General features: G+C 44.9%; 26 protein-coding genes and 1 riboswitch. Of the genes, 9 read left to right on the plus strand and 17 right to left on the minus strand.

All coding sequences use genetic code 11. The features are described from left to right. Positions 1-76: 76 nt before the first annotated feature. Complete coding sequence (gene metK, locus NYE43_RS15550) at positions 77-1,279, minus strand: methionine adenosyltransferase (protein ID WP_010331578.1); 1,203 nt, start codon at positions 1,277-1,279, stop codon at positions 77-79. 168 nt (positions 1,280-1,447) lie between these two features. Beyond that, a riboswitch (SAM riboswitch) is annotated at positions 1,448-1,587 on the minus strand. 197 nt (positions 1,588-1,784) lie between these two features. Between metK and pckA the strand changes: the two genes are divergently transcribed. Then, a complete protein-coding gene (gene pckA / locus NYE43_RS15555) occupies positions 1,785-3,368 on the plus strand; it encodes a phosphoenolpyruvate carboxykinase (ATP) (RefSeq protein WP_268544627.1) in 1,584 nt (527 codons plus the stop codon). Positions 3,369-3,407: 39 nt separating this feature from the next. Here pckA and NYE43_RS15560 read toward each other — a convergent pair whose 3' ends face one another. Together NYE43_RS15560 and NYE43_RS15565 are read right to left on the minus strand one after the other, a co-directional pair. Further along, positions 3,408-3,650 carry a DUF2584 domain-containing protein gene (locus NYE43_RS15560; RefSeq protein ID WP_024122585.1) on the minus strand — a complete coding sequence of 81 codons (243 nt, stop codon included), beginning with the start codon at positions 3,648-3,650 and terminating at the stop codon, positions 3,408-3,410. Positions 3,651-3,701: 51 nt separating this feature from the next. Beyond that, complete coding sequence (locus NYE43_RS15565; protein WP_095714577.1) at positions 3,702-4,475, minus strand: alpha/beta hydrolase family protein; 774 nt, start codon at positions 4,473-4,475, stop codon at positions 3,702-3,704. A gap of 149 nt (positions 4,476-4,624) precedes the next feature. Here NYE43_RS15565 and NYE43_RS15570 point away from each other — a divergent pair, with 149 nt between their 5' ends. From NYE43_RS15570 to NYE43_RS15580, 3 genes are read left to right on the plus strand one after another with little or no spacing between them, the layout of a single operon-like run. Then, positions 4,625-5,629, plus strand: coding sequence for an ABC transporter substrate-binding protein (locus NYE43_RS15570; protein ID WP_101860079.1), 1,005 nt, complete (start codon positions 4,625-4,627; stop codon positions 5,627-5,629). Positions 5,630-5,641: 12 nt separating this feature from the next. Further along, a complete protein-coding gene (locus NYE43_RS15575) occupies positions 5,642-6,424 on the plus strand; it encodes an ABC transporter ATP-binding protein (RefSeq protein WP_024122588.1) in 783 nt (260 codons plus the stop codon). Next, the gene (locus tag NYE43_RS15580) at positions 6,399-7,211 is read left to right on the plus strand and encodes an ABC transporter permease (protein ID WP_024122589.1); all 813 of its coding nucleotides are present in this window, start codon (positions 6,399-6,401) and stop codon (positions 7,209-7,211) included. Before NYE43_RS15575 ends, NYE43_RS15580 begins: the two co-directional genes overlap by 26 nt. 23 nt (positions 7,212-7,234) lie before the next feature. On the opposite strand, the gene ytkD is transcribed toward NYE43_RS15580, so the two are convergent. From ytkD to NYE43_RS15595, 3 genes are all read right to left on the minus strand, one after another. After that, positions 7,235-7,711, minus strand: coding sequence for an RNA deprotection pyrophosphohydrolase (gene ytkD, locus NYE43_RS15585; RefSeq protein WP_024122590.1), 477 nt, complete (start codon positions 7,709-7,711; stop codon positions 7,235-7,237). 212 nt (positions 7,712-7,923) lie between these two features. Beyond that, positions 7,924-8,328: a phage holin family protein gene (locus NYE43_RS15590; protein WP_024122591.1), complete on the minus strand. Its 405-nt coding sequence runs from the start codon at positions 8,326-8,328 to the stop codon at positions 7,924-7,926. Positions 8,329-8,486: 158 nt separating this feature from the next. Next, positions 8,487-8,924 carry a Dps family protein gene (locus NYE43_RS15595; RefSeq protein WP_010331587.1) on the minus strand — a complete coding sequence of 146 codons (438 nt, stop codon included), beginning with the start codon at positions 8,922-8,924 and terminating at the stop codon, positions 8,487-8,489. A gap of 124 nt (positions 8,925-9,048) precedes the next feature. On the opposite strand from NYE43_RS15595, the gene ytzI reads away from it, so the two are divergent. Next, the gene (gene ytzI / locus NYE43_RS15600; protein WP_044153683.1) at positions 9,049-9,198 is read left to right on the plus strand and encodes a YtzI protein; all 150 of its coding nucleotides are present in this window, start codon (positions 9,049-9,051) and stop codon (positions 9,196-9,198) included. On the opposite strand, the gene NYE43_RS15605 is transcribed toward ytzI, so the two are convergent. Then, complete coding sequence (locus NYE43_RS15605; protein ID WP_095714579.1) at positions 9,192-9,635, minus strand: FixH family protein; 444 nt, start codon at positions 9,633-9,635, stop codon at positions 9,192-9,194. The two genes, ytzI and NYE43_RS15605, sit on opposite strands and share 7 nt — an antisense overlap. 121 nt (positions 9,636-9,756) lie before the next feature. After that, positions 9,757-10,230, minus strand: a complete 474-nt coding sequence (locus NYE43_RS15610) for an S-ribosylhomocysteine lyase (protein ID WP_010331590.1) — start codon at positions 10,228-10,230, stop codon at positions 9,757-9,759. A gap of 127 nt (positions 10,231-10,357) precedes the next feature. On the opposite strand from NYE43_RS15610, the gene yidD reads away from it, so the two are divergent. Beyond that, positions 10,358-10,585 carry a membrane protein insertion efficiency factor YidD gene (gene yidD, locus NYE43_RS15615; RefSeq protein ID WP_010331591.1) on the plus strand — a complete coding sequence of 76 codons (228 nt, stop codon included), beginning with the start codon at positions 10,358-10,360 and terminating at the stop codon, positions 10,583-10,585. Here yidD and NYE43_RS15620 read toward each other — a convergent pair. Further along, the gene (locus NYE43_RS15620; protein ID WP_024122594.1) at positions 10,582-11,145 is read right to left on the minus strand and encodes a beta-class carbonic anhydrase; all 564 of its coding nucleotides are present in this window, start codon (positions 11,143-11,145) and stop codon (positions 10,582-10,584) included. The two genes, yidD and NYE43_RS15620, sit on opposite strands and share 4 nt — an antisense overlap. Positions 11,146-11,255: 110 nt before the next feature. Then, positions 11,256-11,504 (minus strand): type B 50S ribosomal protein L31, encoded by a 249-nt coding sequence (locus tag NYE43_RS15625; protein ID WP_010331593.1) that lies wholly within the window; start codon positions 11,502-11,504, stop codon positions 11,256-11,258. A gap of 201 nt (positions 11,505-11,705) precedes the next feature. Between NYE43_RS15625 and NYE43_RS15630 the strand changes: the two genes are divergently transcribed. The 3 genes from NYE43_RS15630 to NYE43_RS15640 are packed head-to-tail and all read left to right on the plus strand — an operon-like array spanning position 11,706 to position 14,335. Then, a complete protein-coding gene (locus tag NYE43_RS15630) occupies positions 11,706-13,037 on the plus strand; it encodes a cytochrome ubiquinol oxidase subunit I (RefSeq protein WP_341062203.1) in 1,332 nt (443 codons plus the stop codon). Between the two features lie 42 nt (positions 13,038-13,079). After that, positions 13,080-14,123: a cytochrome d ubiquinol oxidase subunit II gene (locus NYE43_RS15635; RefSeq protein ID WP_024122596.1), complete on the plus strand. Its 1,044-nt coding sequence runs from the start codon at positions 13,080-13,082 to the stop codon at positions 14,121-14,123. 53 nt (positions 14,124-14,176) lie between these two features. Beyond that, the gene (locus NYE43_RS15640; protein WP_010331596.1) at positions 14,177-14,335 is read left to right on the plus strand and encodes a DUF1540 domain-containing protein; all 159 of its coding nucleotides are present in this window, start codon (positions 14,177-14,179) and stop codon (positions 14,333-14,335) included. A gap of 22 nt (positions 14,336-14,357) precedes the next feature. Here NYE43_RS15640 and NYE43_RS15645 read toward each other — a convergent pair whose 3' ends face one another. From NYE43_RS15645 to menB, 7 genes are all read right to left on the minus strand, one after another. Continuing rightward, positions 14,358-15,245: a metal ABC transporter permease gene (locus NYE43_RS15645; protein WP_095714580.1), complete on the minus strand. Its 888-nt coding sequence runs from the start codon at positions 15,243-15,245 to the stop codon at positions 14,358-14,360. Beyond that, positions 15,235-16,542 (minus strand): metal ABC transporter permease, encoded by a 1,308-nt coding sequence (locus NYE43_RS15650; RefSeq protein ID WP_341062204.1) that lies wholly within the window; start codon positions 16,540-16,542, stop codon positions 15,235-15,237. Before NYE43_RS15650 ends, NYE43_RS15645 begins: the two co-directional genes overlap by 11 nt. A 5-nt stretch (positions 16,543-16,547) precedes the next feature. Next, complete coding sequence (locus NYE43_RS15655; RefSeq protein WP_101863546.1) at positions 16,548-17,300, minus strand: metal ABC transporter ATP-binding protein; 753 nt, start codon at positions 17,298-17,300, stop codon at positions 16,548-16,550. Positions 17,301-17,318: 18 nt separating this feature from the next. Further along, positions 17,319-18,242, minus strand: a complete 924-nt coding sequence (locus NYE43_RS15660; RefSeq protein WP_341062205.1) for a metal ABC transporter solute-binding protein, Zn/Mn family — start codon at positions 18,240-18,242, stop codon at positions 17,319-17,321. A gap of 275 nt (positions 18,243-18,517) precedes the next feature. Continuing rightward, positions 18,518-19,633, minus strand: coding sequence for an o-succinylbenzoate synthase (gene menC / locus NYE43_RS15665; protein ID WP_341062206.1), 1,116 nt, complete (start codon positions 19,631-19,633; stop codon positions 18,518-18,520). Beyond that, entirely contained in the window at positions 19,630-21,090 is a 1,461-nt protein-coding gene (locus NYE43_RS15670) for an o-succinylbenzoate--CoA ligase (RefSeq protein WP_341062207.1), read from the minus strand. Before NYE43_RS15670 ends, menC begins: the two co-directional genes overlap by 4 nt. Before the next feature lie 91 nt (positions 21,091-21,181). Continuing rightward, a complete protein-coding gene (gene menB / locus NYE43_RS15675; RefSeq protein ID WP_095714585.1) occupies positions 21,182-22,000 on the minus strand; it encodes a 1,4-dihydroxy-2-naphthoyl-CoA synthase in 819 nt (272 codons plus the stop codon). Positions 22,001-22,003: the final 3 nt, after the last annotated feature.

The raw sequence follows: 22,003 nt of genomic DNA on the forward strand, positions 1-22,003 counted from the left end.
ACAGTTATGTAAAAAAATAAACATGGATACATCGATAAAAAAGGGAAAGCCGCTTAACCAGTAAGCGGCTATAAAATTATTCTCCTAACGCTTCTTTACGCAGCTGTTCCGCTTTGTCTGTACGCTCCCACGGAAGGTCAACATCGTGGCGTCCAAAGTGGCCGTACGCAGCAGTCTGTTTGTAGATCGGACGGCGTAAATCAAGCATTTTGATAATGCCGGCAGGTCGTAAATCAAAGTTATTGCGCACAACTTCAATCAGTTTTTCCTCCGAAGCTTTTCCGGAACCGAATGTGTTGATTGAGATAGACACAGGCTGTGCAACACCGATCGCGTAAGCAAGCTGCACTTCGCAAGAATCTGCAAGCTCAGCCGCAACGATGTTTTTCGCAACGTATCTTGCAGCATAAGCAGCTGAACGGTCTACTTTCGTCGCATCTTTACCAGAGAACGCGCCGCCGCCGTGACGTGCGTAGCCGCCGTACGTATCAACGATGATTTTACGTCCTGTGAGCCCCGCATCCCCTTGAGGTCCTCCGATGACGAAACGACCTGTAGGGTTAATGAAGTATTTTGTTTCTTCATCAATTAATTCTTCAGGAACAACCGGATTGATGACATGTTCTTTAATGTTGCGCTGAATTTGCTCAAGCGTAATTTCAGGGTGGTGCTGAGTTGAAATAACAATCGCGTCAATGCGGACAGGTTTGTTATTTTCATCATACTCAACCGTTACCTGTGTTTTGCCGTCAGGGCGAAGGTAAGGAAGAACATCTTCTTTACGCACTTCACTCAAGCGGCGGGCTAATTTATGAGCAAGTGAAATCGGAAGAGGCATGAGCTCTTTCGTTTCGTTGCACGCATAACCGAACATTAAACCTTGGTCACCCGCTCCGATTGCTTCAATTTCTTCGTCGCTCATTGTGCCTTCACGGGCTTCAAGCGCTTGGTCTACACCCATCGCAATATCAGCAGACTGCTCGTCAATTGATGTTAAAACTGCACAAGTTTCCGCATCAAATCCGTATTTTGCACGTGTGTATCCGATTTCTTTAATCGTTTCACGAACCGTTTTTGGAATGTCAACATACGTAGAAGTTGTGATTTCTCCGCTGACAAGAACCAAACCAGTTGTCACAGACGTTTCACAAGCAACACGCGCGTTAGGGTCTTTCTTTAAAATTTCATCTAAAATGCTGTCAGAAATCTGGTCACAGATTTTATCCGGATGCCCCTCCGTAACAGATTCTGATGTAAATAAACGACGATTTTTACTCATGATTTGCTTCCTCCTGCACAAGGCCTCCCGAAAGACCTTATATATATGATACGGAACTCGCTCCCTCTTATACAATGTTACGTTTATATTAGAGATGTTAATTGGCATATTTATGAAATAAAAAAACCTTTTCCGTTCGAGGAAAGGGTTTGGTCTTTGTGCCTTTCACTCTTATCGCTCAAGGAATCATTCAACCTTGCATCAGGTTAGCACCTTGGTTGTCTCACACAATTTGAACATAATGAATAATAGAGAAACCGGTTGCTGGGCTTCATAGGGCCTGTCCCTCCGCCAGCTCGGGATAAGAGTATCCGCTCAATGAAATATCTTATCGTAAAAGGGTTTGCAATGTCAATATGAATCAGGAGAAATAGACGCCTTTATTGCGGAAAACAATGGAAATGCACACACAAAAAACGATAAATAGTATAGACTATTTGAAAATATATGTTATACTAATTCACAATTAGCAAAACACAAATAAAATGATAAAGGAAGGTTTCTTATGAACTCAGTTGATTTAACCGCTGATTTGCAAGCCTTATTAACAAGTCCTAATGTGCAGCATAATTTATCTGCAGCTCAGCTTACAGAAAAAGTACTTTCCCGCAACGAAGGCATTTTAACATCCACGGGTGCCGTCCGGGCGACCACAGGCGCTTACACGGGACGTTCACCGAAGGATAAATTTATTGTAGAAGAAGCAAGCACAAAGAGTAAGATTGATTGGGGTCCGGTGAATCAGCCTATTTCCGAGGAAGCATTTGACCGGCTGTACACGAAAGTTGTCAGCTATCTGAAACAGCGAGATGAGCTGTTTGTTTTCGAAGGATTTGCCGGTGCCGATGAAAAATACAGACTGCCGATCACCGTCGTTAATGAATTTGCATGGCACAATTTATTTGCCAGACAGCTGTTTATCCGTCCTGAAGACAATGATAAAAAAACAGTCGAACAGCCGTTTACCATTCTTTCCGCTCCGCATTTCAAAGCGGACCCAAAAACAGACGGCACACATTCAGAAACCTTTATTATTGTTTCTTTCGAAAAGCGCACGATTTTAATCGGCGGAACGGAGTATGCCGGAGAAATGAAAAAATCGATTTTCTCCATCATGAATTTCCTGCTGCCTGAGCGAGATATTTTATCCATGCATTGCTCCGCCAATGTCGGTGAAAAAGGCGATGTCGCGCTTTTCTTCGGCCTGTCGGGAACAGGAAAGACCACCCTTTCGGCGGATGCTGACCGGAAACTGATCGGTGATGATGAACACGGCTGGTCGGATACTGGTGTCTTCAATATCGAAGGCGGATGCTATGCCAAGTGCATTCATTTAAGCGAAGAAAAGGAACCGCAGATTTTTAAAGCGATTCGGTTTGGATCCGTTCTCGAAAATGTTGTTGTAGATGAAAATACGCGTGAAGCCAATTACGATGATTCCTTCTATACAGAAAACACACGTGCCGCTTACCCGATTCATATGATCGACAACATTGTGTCTCCAAGCATTGCGGGCCACCCGTCAGCAATTGTATTTTTGACGGCTGATGCATTCGGTGTTCTGCCGCCAATCAGCAAGCTGACGAAGGAGCAGGCTATGTACCACTTCTTAAGCGGTTATACGAGTAAACTAGCCGGCACCGAACGCGGTGTCACGTCTCCTGAGACGACATTCTCCACATGCTTCGGTTCACCGTTCCTTCCGCTCCCGGCTCATGTATATGCGGAAATGCTCGGCAAGAAAATCGACGAACACGGCGCAGACGTTTACTTGGTCAACACCGGCTGGACCGGCGGCGGCTACGGCACAGGCGAACGCATGAAGCTTTCATACACACGGGCGATGGTAAAAGCAGCGATTGAAGGCAAATTAGAAAATGTGCAAATGACCACTGACGATATTTTCGGCCTGCACATCCCGGTTCATGTTCCGGGTGTTCCCGATCATATCCTTCAGCCGGAAAACACGTGGAATAACAAAGAGGAATACAGAGAAAAGGCTGTGTATCTGGCAAACGAATTCAAAGAAAACTTCAAAAAGTTCACAAATACAGATGCCATCGCACAAGCGGGCGGGCCTCTCGTTTAAAAAAGCAAAAGCCAAGAGCAATTAAGCTCTTGGCTTGTTTTAATTGACTGTATGCAAAGAAGTCAGCTTGTACGTAATGATTGTCCGCCCGTCTGTCCATTCAAGCTTCTGCACTTCGGCTGTGCCTGACTTTTCACCAAACTTTGTTTTGCTGACATCCATCGGAATCTCCATTGGATAAATGCGATACCCGTCTTTCTCTAATCTGAATATATTTTCATCTATGCGAACTTCTTTTCCTTTTGTCACAATCAATGTATTAAATTCAACAGGCATTCCCAAATTGAAATCCCCTTTCGTTCTCTTTTTTCTATATCATAACATATTTCACCGTCAGCGGTTTTTCATCCACTGCGTGAGCTGCCGCACAATACGCCGGTTTTCCTTCGGCGGAAAATAATGTGTGAATGTACTGTAGTACCACGTCTCTACAGGCTTGTGCAGCTGTTTTAATTTCTCCTCAAATAAATACGAATGCTGAATGGAAACGTTTTGATCTTTTTCTCCGTGAATTAATAAAACGGGTGCCTCAATTTTGTTCACTTCGTCAAAAGGCGTTCGCCATTTGTATTCGTCAGGCACCTTTTTCGGCGTTCCCCCAATCACTCTTTTCATCATTCTTCGTAAATCCTGCCGCTCTTCATATGTAAGAATCATATCACTGACGCCTCCCCACGAAACGAATGAAGCCGCATGTCGTCCCATTTCAATCGCAGTAAGCATTCCCATTATGCCGCCTCTGGAGAAACCGAAAATATGAATTCTGTTCTTTTTCACTTGCGGATGCTGCTGGAGCAGGCGAAAAGCGGAAAAAGCATCCTCTCTGTCTTCTCCTGCAAAATCCTCGTTGCCCTCCCCTCCCTGATTCCCTCTGTAAAAGGGGGCAAATACAACAAATCCTTGAGACGCAAACTGGATAATTCGGCCCGGTCTGACCATTCCAACACTCTTAATACCGCCGCGCAAATATAAAAATCCGTCATATTGCCCAGGTGCCGCCGGCTCCGCCAGCAGCCCTTTCACTTTTAAGCCATTTGAAAGGTAGCAGATGGTAAACAAACGCACATGCCGGCTCGGCGACGGAAATCTTCTTTTCTCAACAATCAATGCTCCCGCCTCCTTTTTTCTTTATTCTTTCCTGCCTTTAAAAATAAATCCTGTAACCCGGATTAGGCATTCACACATTTTTATACCCATCATACGATATGTAAAGCAAAAAAGGATATTAACTTGATGCTAAATAAGGAGGTTGTCATGTGAACAAATGGTTAAGGCTGGGCTGTTTCTGCGTTTGCAGTGTGTTTCTTATCATTGCCCTGAGCGCTTGCAAGCAGGAAGCAACACTCACGAAAGTAAAAGTAGCCGAAGTGACCCATTCCATTTTTTATGCACCTTTATATGTTGCAGAATCTAAAGGCTTTTTCAAGGATGAAGGCCTTGATGTCGACGTCAATACGACCTGGGGCGGCGATAAAACGATGACTTCGCTTCTTTCAAACGGCTCGGACATTGCTCTTGTCGGTTCAGAAACATCCATTTATGTCGAATCGCAAGGGGCTAAAGACCCTGTCATTAACTTCGCACAGCTGACTCAGACAGACGGAACGTTCCTTGTCGCAAGAGAAGATGCCGAAAATTTCAGCTGGGATCAGCTGAAAGGAAAGACTTTTCTCGGCCAGAGAAAAGGCGGTATGCCGCAAATGGTCGGCGAGTATGTGCTGAACCAACATCACATTGATCCGCATAAGGATATTGAACTCATCCAAAACATAGACTTCGCCAATATATCCAATGCCTTTGCTTCTGGAACCGGTGAGTATGTCCAGCTTTTTGAACCGACTGCTTCACTCTTTGAGAAAGAAGGCATCGGCCACATCGTTGCTTCGTTCGGAGAAGAATCAGGCCAGGTTCCTTATACAACATTTATGGCAAAACAAAGCTATTTAAAGAAAAACGAGGATACAGCCGTCAAATTCACGAGAGCTATTTATAAAGCGCAGCAGTGGGTGGAAAACCACTCAGCGAAGGACATCACAGAAGCGATTAAAAATGAATTTGACGATACAGATCCCGATGTCATCGAAACGTCCATTGAACGCTACAAAAAACAAAATTCGTATTCTCCAGACCCGCTCCTCAACGAAAAAGAATGGGAACTGCTCCAAACGATTATGGATCAGTCGGGTGAACTGCCAAAGCATATACCATACAGTCAGCTTGTGAACAAACACATCGCCGAAAAAGTCACCTCGGAAAAATAGGAGGCGCCATCTATGTCTTTTTTACATGTCGACCATGTAACTCATACTTATTTTTCTATTAAAGAAAAAACAACCGCCGTACAGGACATTCATTTCGATGCCGAAAAAGGCGATTTCATCTCATTTCTCGGTCCGAGCGGCTGCGGAAAAACAACACTGCTTTCCATAATTGCAGGCTTAATTGAACCTTCGGAAGGCAGAGTTCTGATTGAAGGCCGCGAGCCGAATCAAAAAGAACATAACATTGGCTACATGCTTCAGCAGGATTACTTATTTCCCTGGAAATCCATTGAGGAAAATGTGCTCCTCGGTTTAAAAATTGCCGACACGCTTACTGAAGAAAACAAGGCCGCAGCACTTGGTCTTTTGCCGGATCTGGGTCTCGTTGATGTTGAAAAGAAATATCCTAAGGAGCTGTCAGGCGGGATGAGGCAGCGGGCCGCGCTTGCAAGAACTCTTGCCCCAAACCCAAGTCTGCTTTTGCTGGATGAGCCATTTTCCGCGCTTGATTTTCAAACGAAGCTGTCTTTGGAAAACCTCGTTTTCCGCACATTAAAGGAGTATCAAAAAACAGCGGTGCTTGTCACTCATGATATAGGGGAAGCGATTGCGATGAGTGATACCATCTTTTTATTTTCTAATCAGCCGGGCACCATTCATCAAATTTTTACCATCCCTAGAGAATTGGCTGCGATGATGCCTTTTGACGCCCGTCAGGAGCCATCCTTCCAGACGCTGTTTCAAACGATATGGAAGGAGCTGAATTCTCTTGAGAAACAGCAAAGAAACAATTGATCTGCTTCATGAGCAATTTCAATTCAAACAGAAAAAAGAGAAATGGAATGTGCATTCTTTTCAGCTTGCGATATTTATCCTCTTTTTCTCCGGATGGGAAATCGCAAGCAGACAGAGCTGGATTGATCCTCTGATCTTCAGCTCGCCGTCAGCCGTATGGCGTTTACTGATTGAAAAGGTTGCTGACGGCTCATTGCTGTCGCATATCGGGGTTACTTTATTTGAGACGGTGCTTGGCTTTTTGCTGGGGACTTTCCTTGGCACGTGTCTTGCCGCGTTGTTATGGTGGTCCAATCGGCTTGCCAGGATATTAGATCCGTATCTGGTCATTTTAAATGCGATGCCGAAAGTGGCGCTCGGACCTATTCTGATTGTTGCGCTCGGTCCCGGCTTTGTCAGCATCATCGCGATGGGAGCGGTCATCAGTGTCATCATCACAACCATCGTTGTTTATACTGCCTTTCAAGAGGTGGATGAAAACTATATTAAAGTAATGAAAACATTCGGCGCAAACAAGTGGGTTATTTTTAAAGAAGCGATTCTTCCCGCATCTTCGCCCGCTATTATTTCAACACTGAAGGTAAACGTCGGTTTATCGTGGGTCGGTGTCATCGTAGGCGAATTTCTTGTTTCAAAGGTCGGATTAGGATACATGATTATTTACGGATTCCAAGTCTTCAATTTTACACTCGTCTTCTTAAGCCTGTTGATCATTGCTGTATTTGCCACCCTGATGTATCAGGGCGTAGAACTGTTAGAAAAGAAATGGACGAAGGGCAGAACATAAAAACCCGGCGGATAGCCGGGTTTTTAGTTGATCCATCCCGCTTCTTTCAGTTTTTTCAAACTGATGGGAAGCACAGAATCCTTCATAATAAAGCTGAATTTTTTATTACGGGGCAAGTTTTCCGGAAGTTCATGAAACAGAACCGGCCCTTTCGTTTCAAAGTAATCGCTTTGCTTTTCAAGTTTCTCTATATCTGCAAAATATATATTCTTCACAATAACCTTTTCTTTTCCGAGAACTTTATACTGTCCGAGATACTTGAGGCTTTTCACTCTCGCCCCTGTTTCTTCCTTTACTTCTCGAAGCGCCGCCTCTTCCGCGCACTCCATCGGTTCCACTTTCCCGCCCGGAAACTCAAAGCCTCTGTCCTCATGTTCTGTCAAAAGCCATTTGTCACCAAAACGGCAGATGACCCAGACATGCTTCGGGCTGTCCGAAAAGGGCTGATTGTCAAAGGAGAGCTGAACAGTATTCTGATAATAATCTTTAAACTCGTACATGTTTATCCCTCAAATCCGTTCCTAGCTATCTTCCATACATCATACCACAGTTACGTTTCTTCGGAAGCTTTTTATCAAAAAATAAGGGAAACCCAGCACGCCATCCGGATCTGAAACGATAGACCAGCTCGTACAGCTTTTGGCCGCAGCTCTTGTCAAAATGTAAATGACTGACGCTCTGGGCTTTATTATGACCCGCGAACAGATAAAAGTTACGGTTTGCGCCTGAATTTATTTTTTAACGTTTCTAATAGATCCACAAGCATTTCCGGAACAGGTATACCGAGAGAGCTGGCTGTCACGACAATTTGCACAGATTCATAAAGAATATAAAACATAATGGCCAAGTCACGTATTGATCCCTGTGTATTCAGCAGCTGGTCAAAAAAGTGGCAGACAGAGATCAGAGCCAACGTAACTAATTTTTTGACGAAACGGGCAAAAACCTTCTTGAACGCCAGTTTGTGAATAATCGTTTCCTTCAAGGTCGTACTGATAAATTCAATTGCCATAAGAGACAGCAGAATGAGGAGTGAGTACTGAAAACCTCCGAAGAAAAACCCCGCTGCTGAAACGCTGACTGCAAAAAACGAAAAGATGCCAAAGTCTCTATCCATTTATCCCAACATCCTTTCACAGAAACGGCCTTACCATATTCTATGGAAAGCACGCCGAACGGATTGGATTTTTCAGAAAAATGGACTAGTTGTCGCCTATTTTTGCGAGGCAAAATAAAAACCGGACATCTTCAAAGATATCCGGTCTTTCTTTTCTATTATCCAAGGTAAGCTTTCAGCATCCAGTTATGTTTTTCAATATTTTGGTGAATGGCAAGAAGCATGTCCCCTGTTGTTTCGTCTCCGACTTCATCAGCTAAGTCCATGCCGCTTTTCAGTTCTTCCGCGATGACTGTAAAATCATCATACACACTCTGAACCATTTGTTCTGCTGTTTCGTTTCCGTTCGCTTCTTTTACAGAAGCTGTTTCCAGAGATTCTTTCATTGTCGCGATCGGTTTTCCGTTCAAAGCCAAAAGACGCTCTGCCAAATCATCAATATAAGTTGCTGTCTCGTTATAAAGCTCTTCAAATTTTTCATGCAGTGTAAAGAAATCTTTCCCTTTTACATACCAGTGATAATTATGTAGTTTCACATACATGACTGTCCAGTTGGCTACTTGTTTGTTCACGGCTTGAATCAATTGTTCTGACATATTATCTTCCTCCTTGTTTATATTAGGTGTATACCCTTCATATCGTACGCTAAAACCTTTATTTTACCCGTCTGTCACAATGTCTTCCACTATGTTACAATTATTGAAAACGGGAGGTGGAATCATGACGCTTCTCATCACGATAAGTATTTTGATTGTGCTGGCTGTTTTGCTCGTAAGTGTTTGGACGACTGTAAAAGCCTATAATGTAAAACACACGATTGATCCTCCTCAAGAAGGAAATGCTCCCGGTTCAGACCCAAAAGGTCAATGATGGTGTGATTGCTCTTCTTCAGGTTGCTTGGTGGCAGCATCGGCATCTCCGACTTGGACTTTTAAGGTCGGCATGCTATGCTGTTTTTTTGCAGTTACATGAGATTGGACAGTGTATACGCCATCTTCCTTAAACTCTGTCTCAAATCGATATACGCCATCTTCCTGTTTGGCTTTAAACATCTTGCTGTCGTTTTTTTCTCCGTCTTTCCATACCTCAAACTCCACTTCATCAGCGTCTGTCACCGCTTCATCTCCGTAAGAAACCGCCGCTTCATAAGCAGCATTCTCTCCCGGCTTCACTTTTTCCGGTCCGGTGAGTTTTACATCTAATACCTCAGGCGTCTCAGCTGCTGTATGTGCTTTATTCGCCTCAGATCCGCACCCGTTTAGTAAAAAAACAGCAGAAAAAAGTACTGCAGCGACCATCTTTTTCATTCCATCACCCTTTTCGTCGTTTACCTCAATAGTAGCAAACGCTTACAGCAAATGGTATACAAAATCTGTAACGTCACAAAAAAGACCTTTTTGCCCGAAAGCAAAAAGGTCTTTTTTCTATTTAGCCAAATACTTTTAGCAATTCTTCTTTATCCTGTGACAGCCAGAAACGCATCAAACGTTTTGCGCCTTCCAGGTCATGAAGCTTCGCCTGGCCGCACTGCTTTTCATTGGCAGCCGGAATTTCAGTAATTTCTACAGCTTCCTTCATTGTGTCTTCAAGCAAGTCAACGATTTCCGCAGGAGTCGGCTCTCCGCTGACAACAAGATAGTAGCCGGTTTGGCAGCCCATTGGCGAAATATCAATAATATCAAAATGATCATATTTCTCAGCATGAGTGCGAATCGTAAATGCGAGCAAATGCTCAAGTGTATGGATCGTATCAGGCTTCATCGCCTGTTTATTCGGCTGGCAAAAACGAATATCAAATTTATTTACAACACCGTCTGTTCCTACTTTATGCACACCGCAATGTCTTACGTATGGGGCAACAACCGCATTATGGTCAAGTTCAAAACTTTCTACTGAAGGCATAATGGCACTCTCCCTTTTTTAAAAATGTATTTTTATTATAACATACCTTTCCGATAAGAATTATCGAATAACTTTTCAAACCGCGTTATTTTTTTTATACTTGGATCAGAAAGGTTGCTGAAGACCCATGAAAACCATATTTATTGCTCTGATCAGAGGGTACCAAAAATTCATCTCGCCGCTGACGCCGCCAACATGCCGCTTTTATCCGACTTGTTCACAATATGGAATCGAAGCCATTAAAACGCACGGCGCCCTTAAAGGCGGATGGCTGACTCTCATACGGATTTTGAAATGCCATCCATTTCATCCGGGCGGAGTCGACCCCGTCCCTGAAAAAAAGCGCAAAGATTAAGCGTTATAGCCGTTTACGACAACATCCAGTTTTCCTGTCTCAGGATCAATGACTAAACCATGGACAGGCACAGTTTCCGGGAACAGCGGATGATGTTTAATGACGTCCACGCTGTCTTTTACGCTCGCTTCCACTGAATCGAAGCTTTTAAACCATTGGTCAAAGTCAACTCCGGAGTACTTCAATGTTTCGATGCGTTCTTCCGGAATTCCTCTTTCCTTTATTCTATTAAGCATGCTTTCACTGCTGATTTTGCTCATACCGCAATCGTGGTGTCCGATTACACAGACTTCATCTGCGTTCAGCTCGTACACTGCAACCAGTAAACTTCTCATAATGCTTCCGAACGGGTGTGTAACAAGCGCACCGGCACTCTTTATAATTTTGATGTCACCGTTTCGCATATTCATCGCATGCGGCAGCAATTCAACCAAACGAGTGTCCATGCAAGAAAGAATCGCCATTTTTTTATCCGGGAATTTTGATGTCTGATATTTTTCATAATCTTTTTGTTCAATAAAAGTTTTATTAAAGTCAAGAATATCATTTAGAAGACTCATAGCGGTATTCCTTTCCGGTCTTTTTTCTTCAATATATCACAGCCTCTGCCTTTCGTCATCCTATCGGCAAGATGTTGAGGCCAGAAAAAAAGGCAAGCCCCGCGGCTGCCTCATTTCCCCATGTTATATCTTTTGTTGAACTGCTCGACTCTTCCGCCTTTTTCATTGAATTTCTGGCGGCCTGTATAAAACGGATGAGTATCTGAGCTTACCTCTACTTTAATAACCGGATATGTGTTTCCATCTTCCCACTCCGCTGTTTCTTCCGATGTTTTGGTAGACCTGCTCAAAAAGCGGTATCCGCTGTTTACATCCTGAAATATTACTTTGTGATTCTTCGGATGAATTCCTTCCTTCATGTCTATCTCTCCTTACTAAATCGTAATAATTACGTTTTATTTTATATCCTAACAAACATTTTGTCAATCTCCTTACAGGTTTCCCGATCTTTCGCTTCATAAACCTCATGCTTTTAAGAACAGGAAGAATAATCTAACCGAGGAAGCAAATAATAAACCCATATTACATACAGATCGTTTTGAGAAAGGTGGTTTATTATTGTGGATGATTTAGTTTTGGCTAGGAGTCTTTTTGGTACGACAATGGGCTTTCATATCATTTTCGCAACCTTGGGAGTCGGTCTGCCGCTCATGATTTTAATAGCTGAATTGATCTATCAAAAAACGAAGGATGACCATTATGCCATCATGGCGAAGAGATGGACAAAAGCACAGGCTGTTTTGCTGGGGGTCGCCATTCCGACCGGAACCATTGCCGGTACTCAGCTCGCGCTTTTATGGCCGGGTTTTATGGAAGTCATCGGCCGGGTCATGTCCCTGCCATTCCAAATTGAAATCTACGCTTTTTTTATCGAAGCCCTGTTTATGTCGATTTATGTATATGCCGCAGACCGCTTATCGCCGGTCATGAGGATTATCGCTGTTGTCTTTGTGCTGATCGGGGCCGCGGCGTCTGCCATTCTGATCACGAATGTCCATGCCTTTGAAGGAACCCCGGCCGGATTTAAAATTATAAACGGAAAGATAACTGATGTTGATCCGTGGGCCGCGTTTTTTAACCCAAGCTTTTTTGTAACCGCCGGCCATGTCGTTCTGTCTGCGTTCATGACAGGAGCCTTTATCGTTGCTTCTGTTGCCGCATACAAAATGATCCGGTCGAGAAAAAAAGAAAACGTCTATCGCTTTCACCGGAAGGCCCTGCTGCTCGCGCTGACGATCGGCGGTATCTTTTCATTGATAACAGCCTTAAACGGCCACGAATCAGCACAGATGCTGCATGAATATCAGCCGGAAAAACTCGCCGGAGCAGAGGGCCTGTTTGAAACAAGATCCCATGCCCCGCTTGCAATCGGCGGATTTACCGATCCGGAAGAGGAAAAAGTGAAATGGGCAATCGAGATTCCGTGGGCATTAAGCTTTTTGGCAGCCAACAGTTTTGACACTGTTGTAAAAGGATTAAATGCGTTTCCGAGAGACGAATGGCCGCCGCTTTTTATCCACACGTTATTTAATGCGATGGTCGGTGTCGGAATGCTGCTCATTCTTTATTCCATTATCGGTGTCGTCTGGAGAAAAGTATTAAAGAAAGATCGCTTTCCAACCTGGCTGCTGTTGATTTTCATGACGGCCGGTCCTCTCAGCATTATCGGAATTGAATTCGGCTGGATTTTTGCTTGTACGGGGAGACAGCCGTGGGTCATCTATCATCTGCTGAAAACATCAGATGTCGTCACGACGACAGGCTCGATCGGTGCGCTCTTTCTGTTTTTCACATTTGTTTACGCCGTGTTGGGCGCAGCTGTCGTTTATGTGCTGCTTTACTATTTCAAAAAGCACCCTGTGGATGAGGATTTAAATACGGCGGAGTCTTAATAGCTTCGCAAGCAGGAAACTAAATGGAAGGAAGATCGACAAATGGACATTTCAACTGACGCTCTGATCGCCATCTCAATTATTTGGGGTTTTGTGTTTATTTACGCTGTCATGGCCACAATGGATTTCGGAGCGGGATTTTGGTCTATGATCTATTTAAACAAAGAGCATATGAAGGCGACTGATATCGCAAACCGCTTTCTGTCGCCGACTTGGGAGGTCACTAACGTCTTTATCGTGGCCATCGTCGTTGCGCTTTTCAGCTTTTTTCCAGGTGCGACGTTTGTGCTCGGAACTGTTTTATTAATTCCCGGCAGCATTATTTTATTGCTTTTAGCAATCCGAAGCGGATTTCTCGTTTTTTCAAACACAGCGAAGGAAAGGAAATTGCTCAGATATATTTCCGGCATCTCCGGTTTTATTATTCCCGCTGTTCTGATTTTGGTTCTCCCGGTGACACACGGTGGATTTATCGAAAACACAGACGGCGTATACAGCTTGAATATGTCTACCATTTTGACAAGCCCAAACGCCTATTCATTTATAGGGTTTGCGATTTTAAGCACTTTATTTTTATCCTCCCTGCTGCTGGCGGATGTTTCGAATGTGGCTGAGGAACAGGACGCCTACACGGCGTACAGAAAAAGCGCCTTAATCACCGGCCCGATTTCGCTCCTATTTGCCGTATGCATTATGCTGACGATGCGGAATGAAGCAAACTGGCTTTATACTGGAATGATGAATGATTTTTCCTGGATTATTGCGTCGTTTATTACATTCATCATCGCAGGCATAGCTCTTTTTCTGCCTAACAAAAGCTTCGGCAAAAAGATTGGGAAACCCAGACTGGCGCTTGTCGCGATTGCGATACAGTATTTCCTGGCAAGCTACGCGTACGGCCGCGCCCACCTCCCTTATATGATTTATCCTGACGTGACGATCATGTCCGGTTTCACCGAGCCCGCCACGTTCAGAGCGCTGTTTATGACATATATCGTTGCATTCATTATCCTGTTCCCAGGCTTCTACTTCTTCTGGAAGCTGTTTATGAAGGATAAACGGTATATCCGCCAGCAGGAAGAATAGGGCCCAAGCCCTCCGGCTATACTAAGCTTGAACCTTTATAAGGAGGGGATGGCATGGACCAGAAAATCCTATGCGAGGTCAACAACTGTTCTTATTGGGACAAAGGCAACAGATGCACAGCCGATGCCATTTATGTTGTCAGCCATACTGGCGAGACTGCCGAAAACAGCCGGGAAACAGACTGCAAAACGTTTAAACCGCAAGATTTGTAAAAATCAAAAGAAAGAGCTGGCATCAGACAGCTCTTTCTTTTTCTGTTTTGAGCATTCTTATCTTTTTCGTCATCACTCCGTTTGACGGCGAAAATAAAAAGGCACCTGCATAAAAAACTCCTGTCATTGCCGCCATCGCTCCGGAGATGGAAACATTGAGCCATGTTGCGCAGATATAGCCCAATAGAGCTGACAGCCCTCCGATCACCGCGCTGATAATCAGCATATAAAGCAGCCGGTCCGTTAATAGATGGGCGGCAGCAGGCGGAACAATCAGCATCGCCACAACCAATATGGCGCCGACCGAATCAAAGGAGGCAACGGTCGTAAGCGACAGCATCCCCATCTGGAGGTAATGAATCAGCATGACCGGTATTCCGAGGGCCAAAGCCATTTGCGGATCAAACGAAGAAATTTTGAACTCCTTATAACACACACTGACCATCGTTATATTGAAAAGCAGCACAACAACCAGCATCCAAAACGCTTTTGGCCCGATGTCCACTCCGAATACCGTGATCGTATTCCATGGCACAAAAGCGATTTCTCCCATTAATGAATGTTCAATATCGAGATGGACATTCGCTCCATATACTGATAACAAAATGACACCAACTGCAAATAAGGAGGTAAAAACAACGCCTATGGCGGCATCTGATTGAACCCCTTTGCTGTGAAGAAGCTGTACCAAAAATGCCGTTAACAGTCCCGACACGGCTGCACCGATGAACATAGGAATCCCGTCAAGGCTTTTTGTCACAAGAAAAGCACCCACAATTCCAAGCAAAACAGTATGGCTGATGGCATCGGCCAGCATTGCCATTCTCCTTAATACAAGAAATGTTCCGATCAACGCACAGCTGACACCGACTAGTATGCCCGTCACTATAATCCACGCTTCAAAGCTCATTGGCAATCTTCCCCTTCTTGCATTCAGGGTATGGCTGGCGGAGCTCAGGCATCCTGCCATGCAGCTTCAAAAGTGAAAGAAGCCTATCTCTTGTAGCCTCCGGCAATCGGTCCGGCACAAAATCATCCTGATCCGCACCTGCTTTTTCTATATCCATTTCATGCATGAGGTACATTTCATACATCCGATATTTTAAAGCCGTAAGATAACCTTTTTCTATCCCAGCCTGTGTCACTTTCCAAACTCCGTTTTCAATCCGCACAACGCACCTCTCTTTTTCCAAATCATTCAAAACTTTATGACATGATGAAGGTGAAAGCCGCCTTTTCTTTCGTATACTTTCCTCCGTTACATATATTTCCTTATGTTCATACTGCTCAAAAATCGTCAGAAGCACCTGCTCCCGGTTTGTTTTTCTGCGCAGCCTTATTAATCTTATCCCTTTAGCAGCCAGTCCCCGCTTAGGTGCACAAATCATCGAAAAAAGAAAAATGATCGTTGCCGATAAAATCATCAAAGGCCCCGTCGCCATGCCCTCCATTGTTGTACTCAGCAATGTTCCGGACACGCCGCTGATCCCGCCTGTCATCCCGGCAATCACGATCATGCCCGTTAAACGCTCGGTCCAATATCTTGCGGCAATCGCGGGTGTAATGAGCATAGCTGCCATTAAGATGACACCTACAGTTTGAAGCCCTATCACAACAGCGCAGACAATAAGACAGGCCATAAGTCCGTTTAAAAAACGTACCGGCAATCCCAATCCCTTTGCAAATGCGATATCAAAGGTGATGATTTTAAATTCCTTAAAAAAGACAGTACAAAGCAGCAATAAAACGGCGGATACTCCCGCAATCAAAATGATATCCTGTCTGACTAATGAAGCAGCCTGGCCGAACAGAAAGGAATCAAGTCCGCTTTGGCTTCCCGACCCCAGCTGCTGAATATATGTCAGCAGTATAATACCGACGCCAAAGAACACAGAGAGAACGATCCCAATTGCCGAGTCCTCTTTTGTTTTTGACAGCCGCGGTATCAGCTGAATCATCCACGTTCCGAGAAGCCCTGCAAGCGCTGCGCCGAGCAAAAAGAAAGGGAGCGATTTTTCTCCGGTGAACAGAAAAGCGAGACACACACCCGGCAGGGCAGAATGGGCCATCGCATCTCCGATTAAACTTTGTTTTCTAAGCAGCACAAAGCTCCCCAACACGCCGCTTGCTGCGCCGAGCAAAAGCGTCCCGGCCAACACCCACTGTGTATTCGGATGCTGGAGCTGCAGCCACAAACTTTCTATCAATGCGCTCACCCCTTATTACCTTCTGCCAGCACTTTATCTTTTAGAAATGTCAGCCTTCCTCCATACGTTTTTTGAAGGTTTTCAATCGTAAACACTTCCTCCGCCGGTCCGAAGGCGATTTTCCTTAAATGAAGCAGCAATATCCAATCGAAATAGTCTTCGGCGGTTTGCAGGTCATGGTGGACGACAAGTACGGTTTTGCCCTTATCCTTAAGCTCCGCCAAAAGAGTCATGATTGCCCGCTCTGTCGCTGCATCCACGCCGGCAAACGGTTCATCCATAAAGTAAATGTCGGCGTCCTGGCAGAGTGCCCGGGCAAGGAATACCCGTTGCTGCTGGCCCCCTGACAGCTGGCTGATCTGCCTGTTCGCATAATCGAGCATGCCGACTTTTTCCAAAGCCGCTTCAGCCATTTCCGCGTCTGCCTTTTTCGGTCTTTTCAGCAAGCCGATTCGGCCATACCTTCCCATCAGCACGACATCGAGAGCGCTGGTAGGAAAATCCCAATCAACCGAACCTCGCTGCGGCACATATCCGATTCTTGTCCGCTGTTGTTTATAAGTTTCGCCGTAAATGGAGATGTCTCCTGAGGCACGGGGCACAAGACCGAGAATCGTTTTAATCAAAGTGGACTTTCCAGCGCCGTTCGGGCCGATAATACCGATTAATTTCCCCTCCGGCACCTGCAGCGAAATCTCTTGCAGAACGGGCTTTTTATCATAAGCGACTGTTACATTTTCCAGCTCAACAGGAAACATTTCTTTCACCTCTATTCCTTATTTAAGCGCTTCGGTAATCGTGTTGATATTATGGCGGAACATGCCTTCGTATGTGCCTTCTTTTGTCCCCTTTTCACCCATTGCATCTGAATAGAGCTGACCGCCGATTGACACCGAATGGCCTTTTTCTTTAGCCCCTTCCACCACGGCATTAATTGATTTTTCAGACACGCTGCTTTCTACAAAAACAGCCTTAATTTGTTTTTCTGCCAAAAGCTCAACCAGGTCCTGTACATCCTTTAAGCCATAATCTGAATCTGTGCTGAGCCCCTGCAGGCCTTCCACTTTAAATCCATACTCTTTCCCAAAATACGCAAACGCATCATGAGCGGTTACAAGCACACGGCTTTTCTCCGGAATGTTCGCAACCTCCTGACGAGCCCATTTATCTAAATATTGCAAATTATCTTTGTGCTCTTTTGCGTTTTTCTTAAAGTCATCCGCATACTCAGGCATCGCTTTGCTGAATTGCTCTTCGATTTCATCAATTGCGTAAATCCATAATGGGATGCTGAACCAGACGTGAGGGTCATACATCTTCCCTTTCCCCGCAGAAATAAGCTTGCTTTTCGGAATCGCTTCGGCGACCGCCGCCGCTTGTTTTTGTTCACCGATTTTACGGAGAATGTCTTCCATCTTCCCTTCGAGATGCAAGCCGCTGTACAGCACAACGTCTGCTGATGTCAATTTTCTCGTATCACCTTGTGACGCTTTGTAAAGGTGCGGGTCTACTCCCGGTCCCATTAAAGAAGTGACCTTTACATGCTTTCCGCCGATTTTTTCAGCTGCGTCCGCAATTTGGGATGTCGTTGCCGTCACTTGCAGCCGCTGATCAGAGCTTTTACCGGAAGACTCTGATCCACAGCCCGTTAAAGCAAGGCATGCAAGGATCAATGCCGCTATCAGTCCTCGTTTTTTCATTTGTTCCCTCCTCTTTGTCATCGATGTCCTGTTGTTTTATCTTATGTTGTGTTTTCTTAGACATGTGACATTTAATTAGACAAAAGCATGTTTTGTTTATATAGGACAAAAAGTTTCCTTAGTGCAAAAATATCGCGTTTGTCCATTTCTGTCAAGATATTTTCACATAAAAAAACCGGCTGGTTCAGCAGCCGGTCAAACGAGAAGGGATGTATTCAACGCTTTTACTCTAACAGCACACTCACATTCTCTCAAATTGATAAAATGCCTTTTTCTCATCCATGCTGTGTGAAAACATCCATTTTGGTCACATATTTTCGCATTATTTCCTGATTTACTTCAACCCCTAAACCAGGCTGTTTCGACACAGAAATAAATCCGTTATCGATACGGATATCAGGGGTCACAATATCCTCATCCCAATACCTTGAAGATGACGAAATATCGCCCGGTATTGTAAATTGGGGCAAGGAAGCCAGCGCCACGTTTTGCGCTCTTGAAATGCCAGTCTCCAGCATTCCTCCGCACCAAACCGGCATATTGTGCTCCTTGCACAGATCATGGATTTTCAGAGCTTCCGTCAATCCGCCGACACGAGAAGGCTTGATATTAATTACTTTGCAGCTTCCCAGCTCAATCGCCCGTCTCGCGTCATCAGCTGAGCAAATGCTTTCGTCAAGGCAAATCGCCGTTTTCATATGCTTCTGCAAGTGGCGGTGATCAACAATATCATCAGCTTGGAGCGGCTGTTCAATCATCATTAAATGATATTCGTCAAGCTCCTTTAAGCGGCTGATATCCTTGAGTTCATAAGAGGAATTCGCATCAGCCATAAGCGGGATGCCAGGGAATCGGCTGCGGATGGCTTTTACCAGTTCCACATCTTGTCCTGGCTGAATTTTAATTTTTATTCTTTGATAGCCTTCTTTTTGATAAGCTTCAATTTCTTTCAGCATATCCTCAAGAGGCGCTAAGCTGACAACGACTCCGGCAGGGACTTTGTCTCTTGTCCCTCCTAATGCCTCCGCAAGAGAAATCCCCATCTTTTTTGCATAAATATCCCAAACAGCCGATTCAAGCCCCGCTTTTGCCATCCTGTTACCTTTATAGCGCGCCAAGCTGTCCGGCACTTCAGAAGGGTGGCTGAATTCACGTCCGACGACATTAGGAATAAAAAAATCCTTCAGCATATGCAGACAAGTACCAATCGTTTCCTCGGTGTACCATGGTGAGGAGAATGCAGACACTTCTCCCCATCCTGTAACTCCGGATATATCGATGGCTTCTACAATCAAAAATTTGCGCTCCTGAAGCGTCTCAATACTGTTTTTGAACGGTTTTTTTAGATTCATGCTCAAATGATAAAGCGTAATTTTTTCTATTTCGATCATAACAGTTCTCCTTTACGCGCATCCTTCAGCTGATTTCGCAATAGCTTATTCGACGCATTGCGCGGCAGGCGGTCTAATACAAAGAATTTTGCCGGAACTTTATATTTCGCCAAACGTTCTTTGCAAAAAACGGTCAGTTCTTCAGCGCTGACAGGCTGATGGAGCACAAGATAAGCATGAGGCACTTTTCCCCATTTTGTGTCCTCCGCGCCTGAAACGCCGGCTTCTGCAACAGCCGGATGAGAAAGCAGCACAGACTCCACTTCAGCGGGATAAATATTTTCTCCGCCTGAAATGATAAGATCTGATCGCCTGTCTAATACATATAAAAACCCTTCACTGTCCAAATAACCGAGATCGCCTGTTTTCAGCCAGCCATTTTGAAAGGATGCTTTATTTGCGCTTTCCCGGTTGAAATAGCTTTTCATGACATTCGGGCCTTTCACCATAATTTCACCGTGTTCAAACGGCTCACACGCTTTTCCGTCCCGCTCAATTTTGATTTCGCATGAAAACAGCGGTTTTCCTGCTGATCCGAGCTTTTCCATACTGAATTCCGGCGAGAGAGTAACGATTTGTGAGCACGTCTCCGTCATTCCGTATGATTGAAAGACGGGGAAGCCTTTCTCTCGGCATTCTTCCAGCAAAGGAAGCGGCGCAGGACCTCCGCCGAGCAGGATGCATCTGAGGGATGACGGGCAGTAGCTTATTTCTGCTAAAAGACTTGCCAGCATTGTCTGCACCGCAGAAATAATCGTAACTTGATGCCTGTCGATAGAATCCAATACATCACTTACGGAAAAACGCTGGTGAAGCACGACCGTCATTCCGTAAATCACAGATTTAAATAATGCGGACAGTCCGCTGATATGAAAGAGCGGCAGCGTGATAAGCCAGCGGTCTTGTTCTGTTATACCCAAATTAAGAGCAGAAGACACCGCACTGAAATAATGATTTCCAAACGTTTGCTGAACTCCCTTGGGCTTGCCGGTTGTCCCGGAGGTATACATGAGAGTCGCCGTTTCGTCCATTTGCATGTATGGCTCAACTTCAATATCCTGTGCATCTTCTTTTACCAGTTCATCCACATTAATGGTTTCAACCATATGCTCATAATCCTGCATGTCAAAACTTTCATCCGTCAGTAAAAAGCGGGCTCCGGAATCCTCCAGCTGGAACAGCCTTTCATGTTTAGACAGCTTTGTATTCAGCAGCACCGCTTTTACGCCGAGTAAAAAGCACGCGTGTACGGCATATACCATCTCCGCCCGGTTTCCGAGCAGAAGAGCCGCGGTGTCCCCTTTTCGAAAAGAATGAGCGGAAAGCTGGGACGCCATTCGTTTGGATGCGGCAAATAATGCAGCAAATGTCACGGTTTGATCTCCATAAATGAGAGCGATTCTCTCAGGTGTTAGCTGTGCCCGTTGCAGGAGCCAGTTGGGCTGTTCTGTCAGCATGTCATCATCTCCGAGGTAAAATTACTTTATTGAAAAGAAAACAGCTTGGACCGCAATGGCTCAAGCTGTTCGTTTCATACGTATCTGCTGATCACGGAAAACGCGGGAATTGACCGAAATCCGGTTTGCGTTTTTCCTTAAAGGAATCACGGCCTTCTTTTGCTTCATCAGTTGTGTAGTAAAGAAGGGTTGCATCCCCTGCAAACTGCTGAATTCCAGCAAGTCCGTCTGTGTCCGCGTTAAACGCAGCTTTAAGAAAACGAAGTGCGGTCGGGCTTTTCTCAAGCATTTCTTCACACCATTTAATCGTTTCTTCTTCAAGCTGTTCCAAAGGAACAACTGTGTTGACAAGTCCCATATCCAGCGCTTCCTGCGCGTTGTACTGACGGCACAGGTACCAGATTTCACGGGCTTTTTTATGTCCTACGATTCGAGCCAGGTAGCCTGAACCGTAACCTGCGTCAAAGCTTCCCACTTTAGGGCCGGTTTGTCCAAAAATCGCATTGTCGGCAGCGATTGTCAAATCACATACGATATGAAGCACGTGTCCTCCGCCGATCGCATATCCGGATACCATCGCAACAACAGGTTTCGGGATGACGCGGATTAAACGCTGAAGATCCAATACGTTTAAACGCGGAATTTGGTCGTCGCCTACATAACCGCCGTGTCCGCGCACTTTTTGGTCTCCGCCAGAACAAAACGCTTTGTCTCCGGCACCGGCAAGCACGATAACGCCGATGTTTTGATCATCTCTCGCGCGAGCAAATGCATCAATCATTTCAGCAACCGTCTTAGGGGTAAACGCATTATGTACCTCAGGGCGGTTGATAGTTATTTTTGCAATACCATTATACGATTCATACAGTATTTCATCGTATGTACGTTCAGTTTTCCATTCTACAGCCATGAT

Origin of the sequence: Bacillus sp. FSL R5-0434, from assembly GCF_038004745.1 — a bacterium.
GTDB lineage: Bacteria > Bacillota > Bacilli > Bacillales > Bacillaceae > Bacillus > Bacillus halotolerans.

Bases quoted from the DNA above. Each gene is read 5' to 3' on its own strand.
- NYE43_RS15590 (WP_024122591.1), bottom strand. From the start codon at position 8,328: ATGGATAGAGACTTTGGCATCTTTTCGTTTTTTGCAGTCAGCGTTTCA.
- NYE43_RS15595 (WP_010331587.1), bottom strand. From the start codon at position 8,924: ATGTCAGAACAATTGATTCAAGCCGTGAACAAACAAGTAGCCAACTGG.
- NYE43_RS15575 (WP_024122588.1), top strand. From the start codon at position 5,642: ATGTCTTTTTTACATGTCGACCATGTAACTCATACTTATTTTTCTATT.
- NYE43_RS15635 (WP_024122596.1), top strand. From the start codon at position 13,080: ATGGACATTTCAACTGACGCTCTGATCGCCATCTCAATTATTTGGGGT.
- NYE43_RS15645 (WP_095714580.1), bottom strand. From the start codon at position 15,245: ATGAGCTTTGAAGCGTGGATTATAGTGACGGGCATACTAGTCGGTGTC.
- pckA (WP_268544627.1), top strand. From the start codon at position 1,785: ATGAACTCAGTTGATTTAACCGCTGATTTGCAAGCCTTATTAACAAGT.
- NYE43_RS15640 (WP_010331596.1), top strand. From the start codon at position 14,177: ATGGACCAGAAAATCCTATGCGAGGTCAACAACTGTTCTTATTGGGAC.
- NYE43_RS15655 (WP_101863546.1), bottom strand. From the start codon at position 17,300: ATGTTTCCTGTTGAGCTGGAAAATGTAACAGTCGCTTATGATAAAAAG.
- NYE43_RS15610 (WP_010331590.1), bottom strand. From the start codon at position 10,230: ATGCCTTCAGTAGAAAGTTTTGAACTTGACCATAATGCGGTTGTTGCC.
- NYE43_RS15620 (WP_024122594.1), bottom strand. From the start codon at position 11,145: ATGAGTCTTCTAAATGATATTCTTGACTTTAATAAAACTTTTATTGAA.
- yidD (WP_010331591.1), top strand. From the start codon at position 10,358: ATGAAAACCATATTTATTGCTCTGATCAGAGGGTACCAAAAATTCATC.
- ytkD (WP_024122590.1), bottom strand. From the start codon at position 7,711: ATGTACGAGTTTAAAGATTATTATCAGAATACTGTTCAGCTCTCCTTT.
- metK (WP_010331578.1), bottom strand. From the start codon at position 1,279: ATGAGTAAAAATCGTCGTTTATTTACATCAGAATCTGTTACGGAGGGG.
- NYE43_RS15625 (WP_010331593.1), bottom strand. From the start codon at position 11,504: ATGAAGGAAGGAATTCATCCGAAGAATCACAAAGTAATATTTCAGGAT.
- menC (WP_341062206.1), bottom strand. From the start codon at position 19,633: ATGATCGAAATAGAAAAAATTACGCTTTATCATTTGAGCATGAATCTA.
- menB (WP_095714585.1), bottom strand. From the start codon at position 22,000: ATGGCTGTAGAATGGAAAACTGAACGTACATACGATGAAATACTGTAT.
- NYE43_RS15605 (WP_095714579.1), bottom strand. From the start codon at position 9,635: ATGAAAAAGATGGTCGCTGCAGTACTTTTTTCTGCTGTTTTTTTACTA.
- NYE43_RS15670 (WP_341062207.1), bottom strand. From the start codon at position 21,090: ATGCTGACAGAACAGCCCAACTGGCTCCTGCAACGGGCACAGCTAACA.
- ytzI (WP_044153683.1), top strand. From the start codon at position 9,049: ATGACGCTTCTCATCACGATAAGTATTTTGATTGTGCTGGCTGTTTTG.
- NYE43_RS15660 (WP_341062205.1), bottom strand. From the start codon at position 18,242: ATGAAAAAACGAGGACTGATAGCGGCATTGATCCTTGCATGCCTTGCT.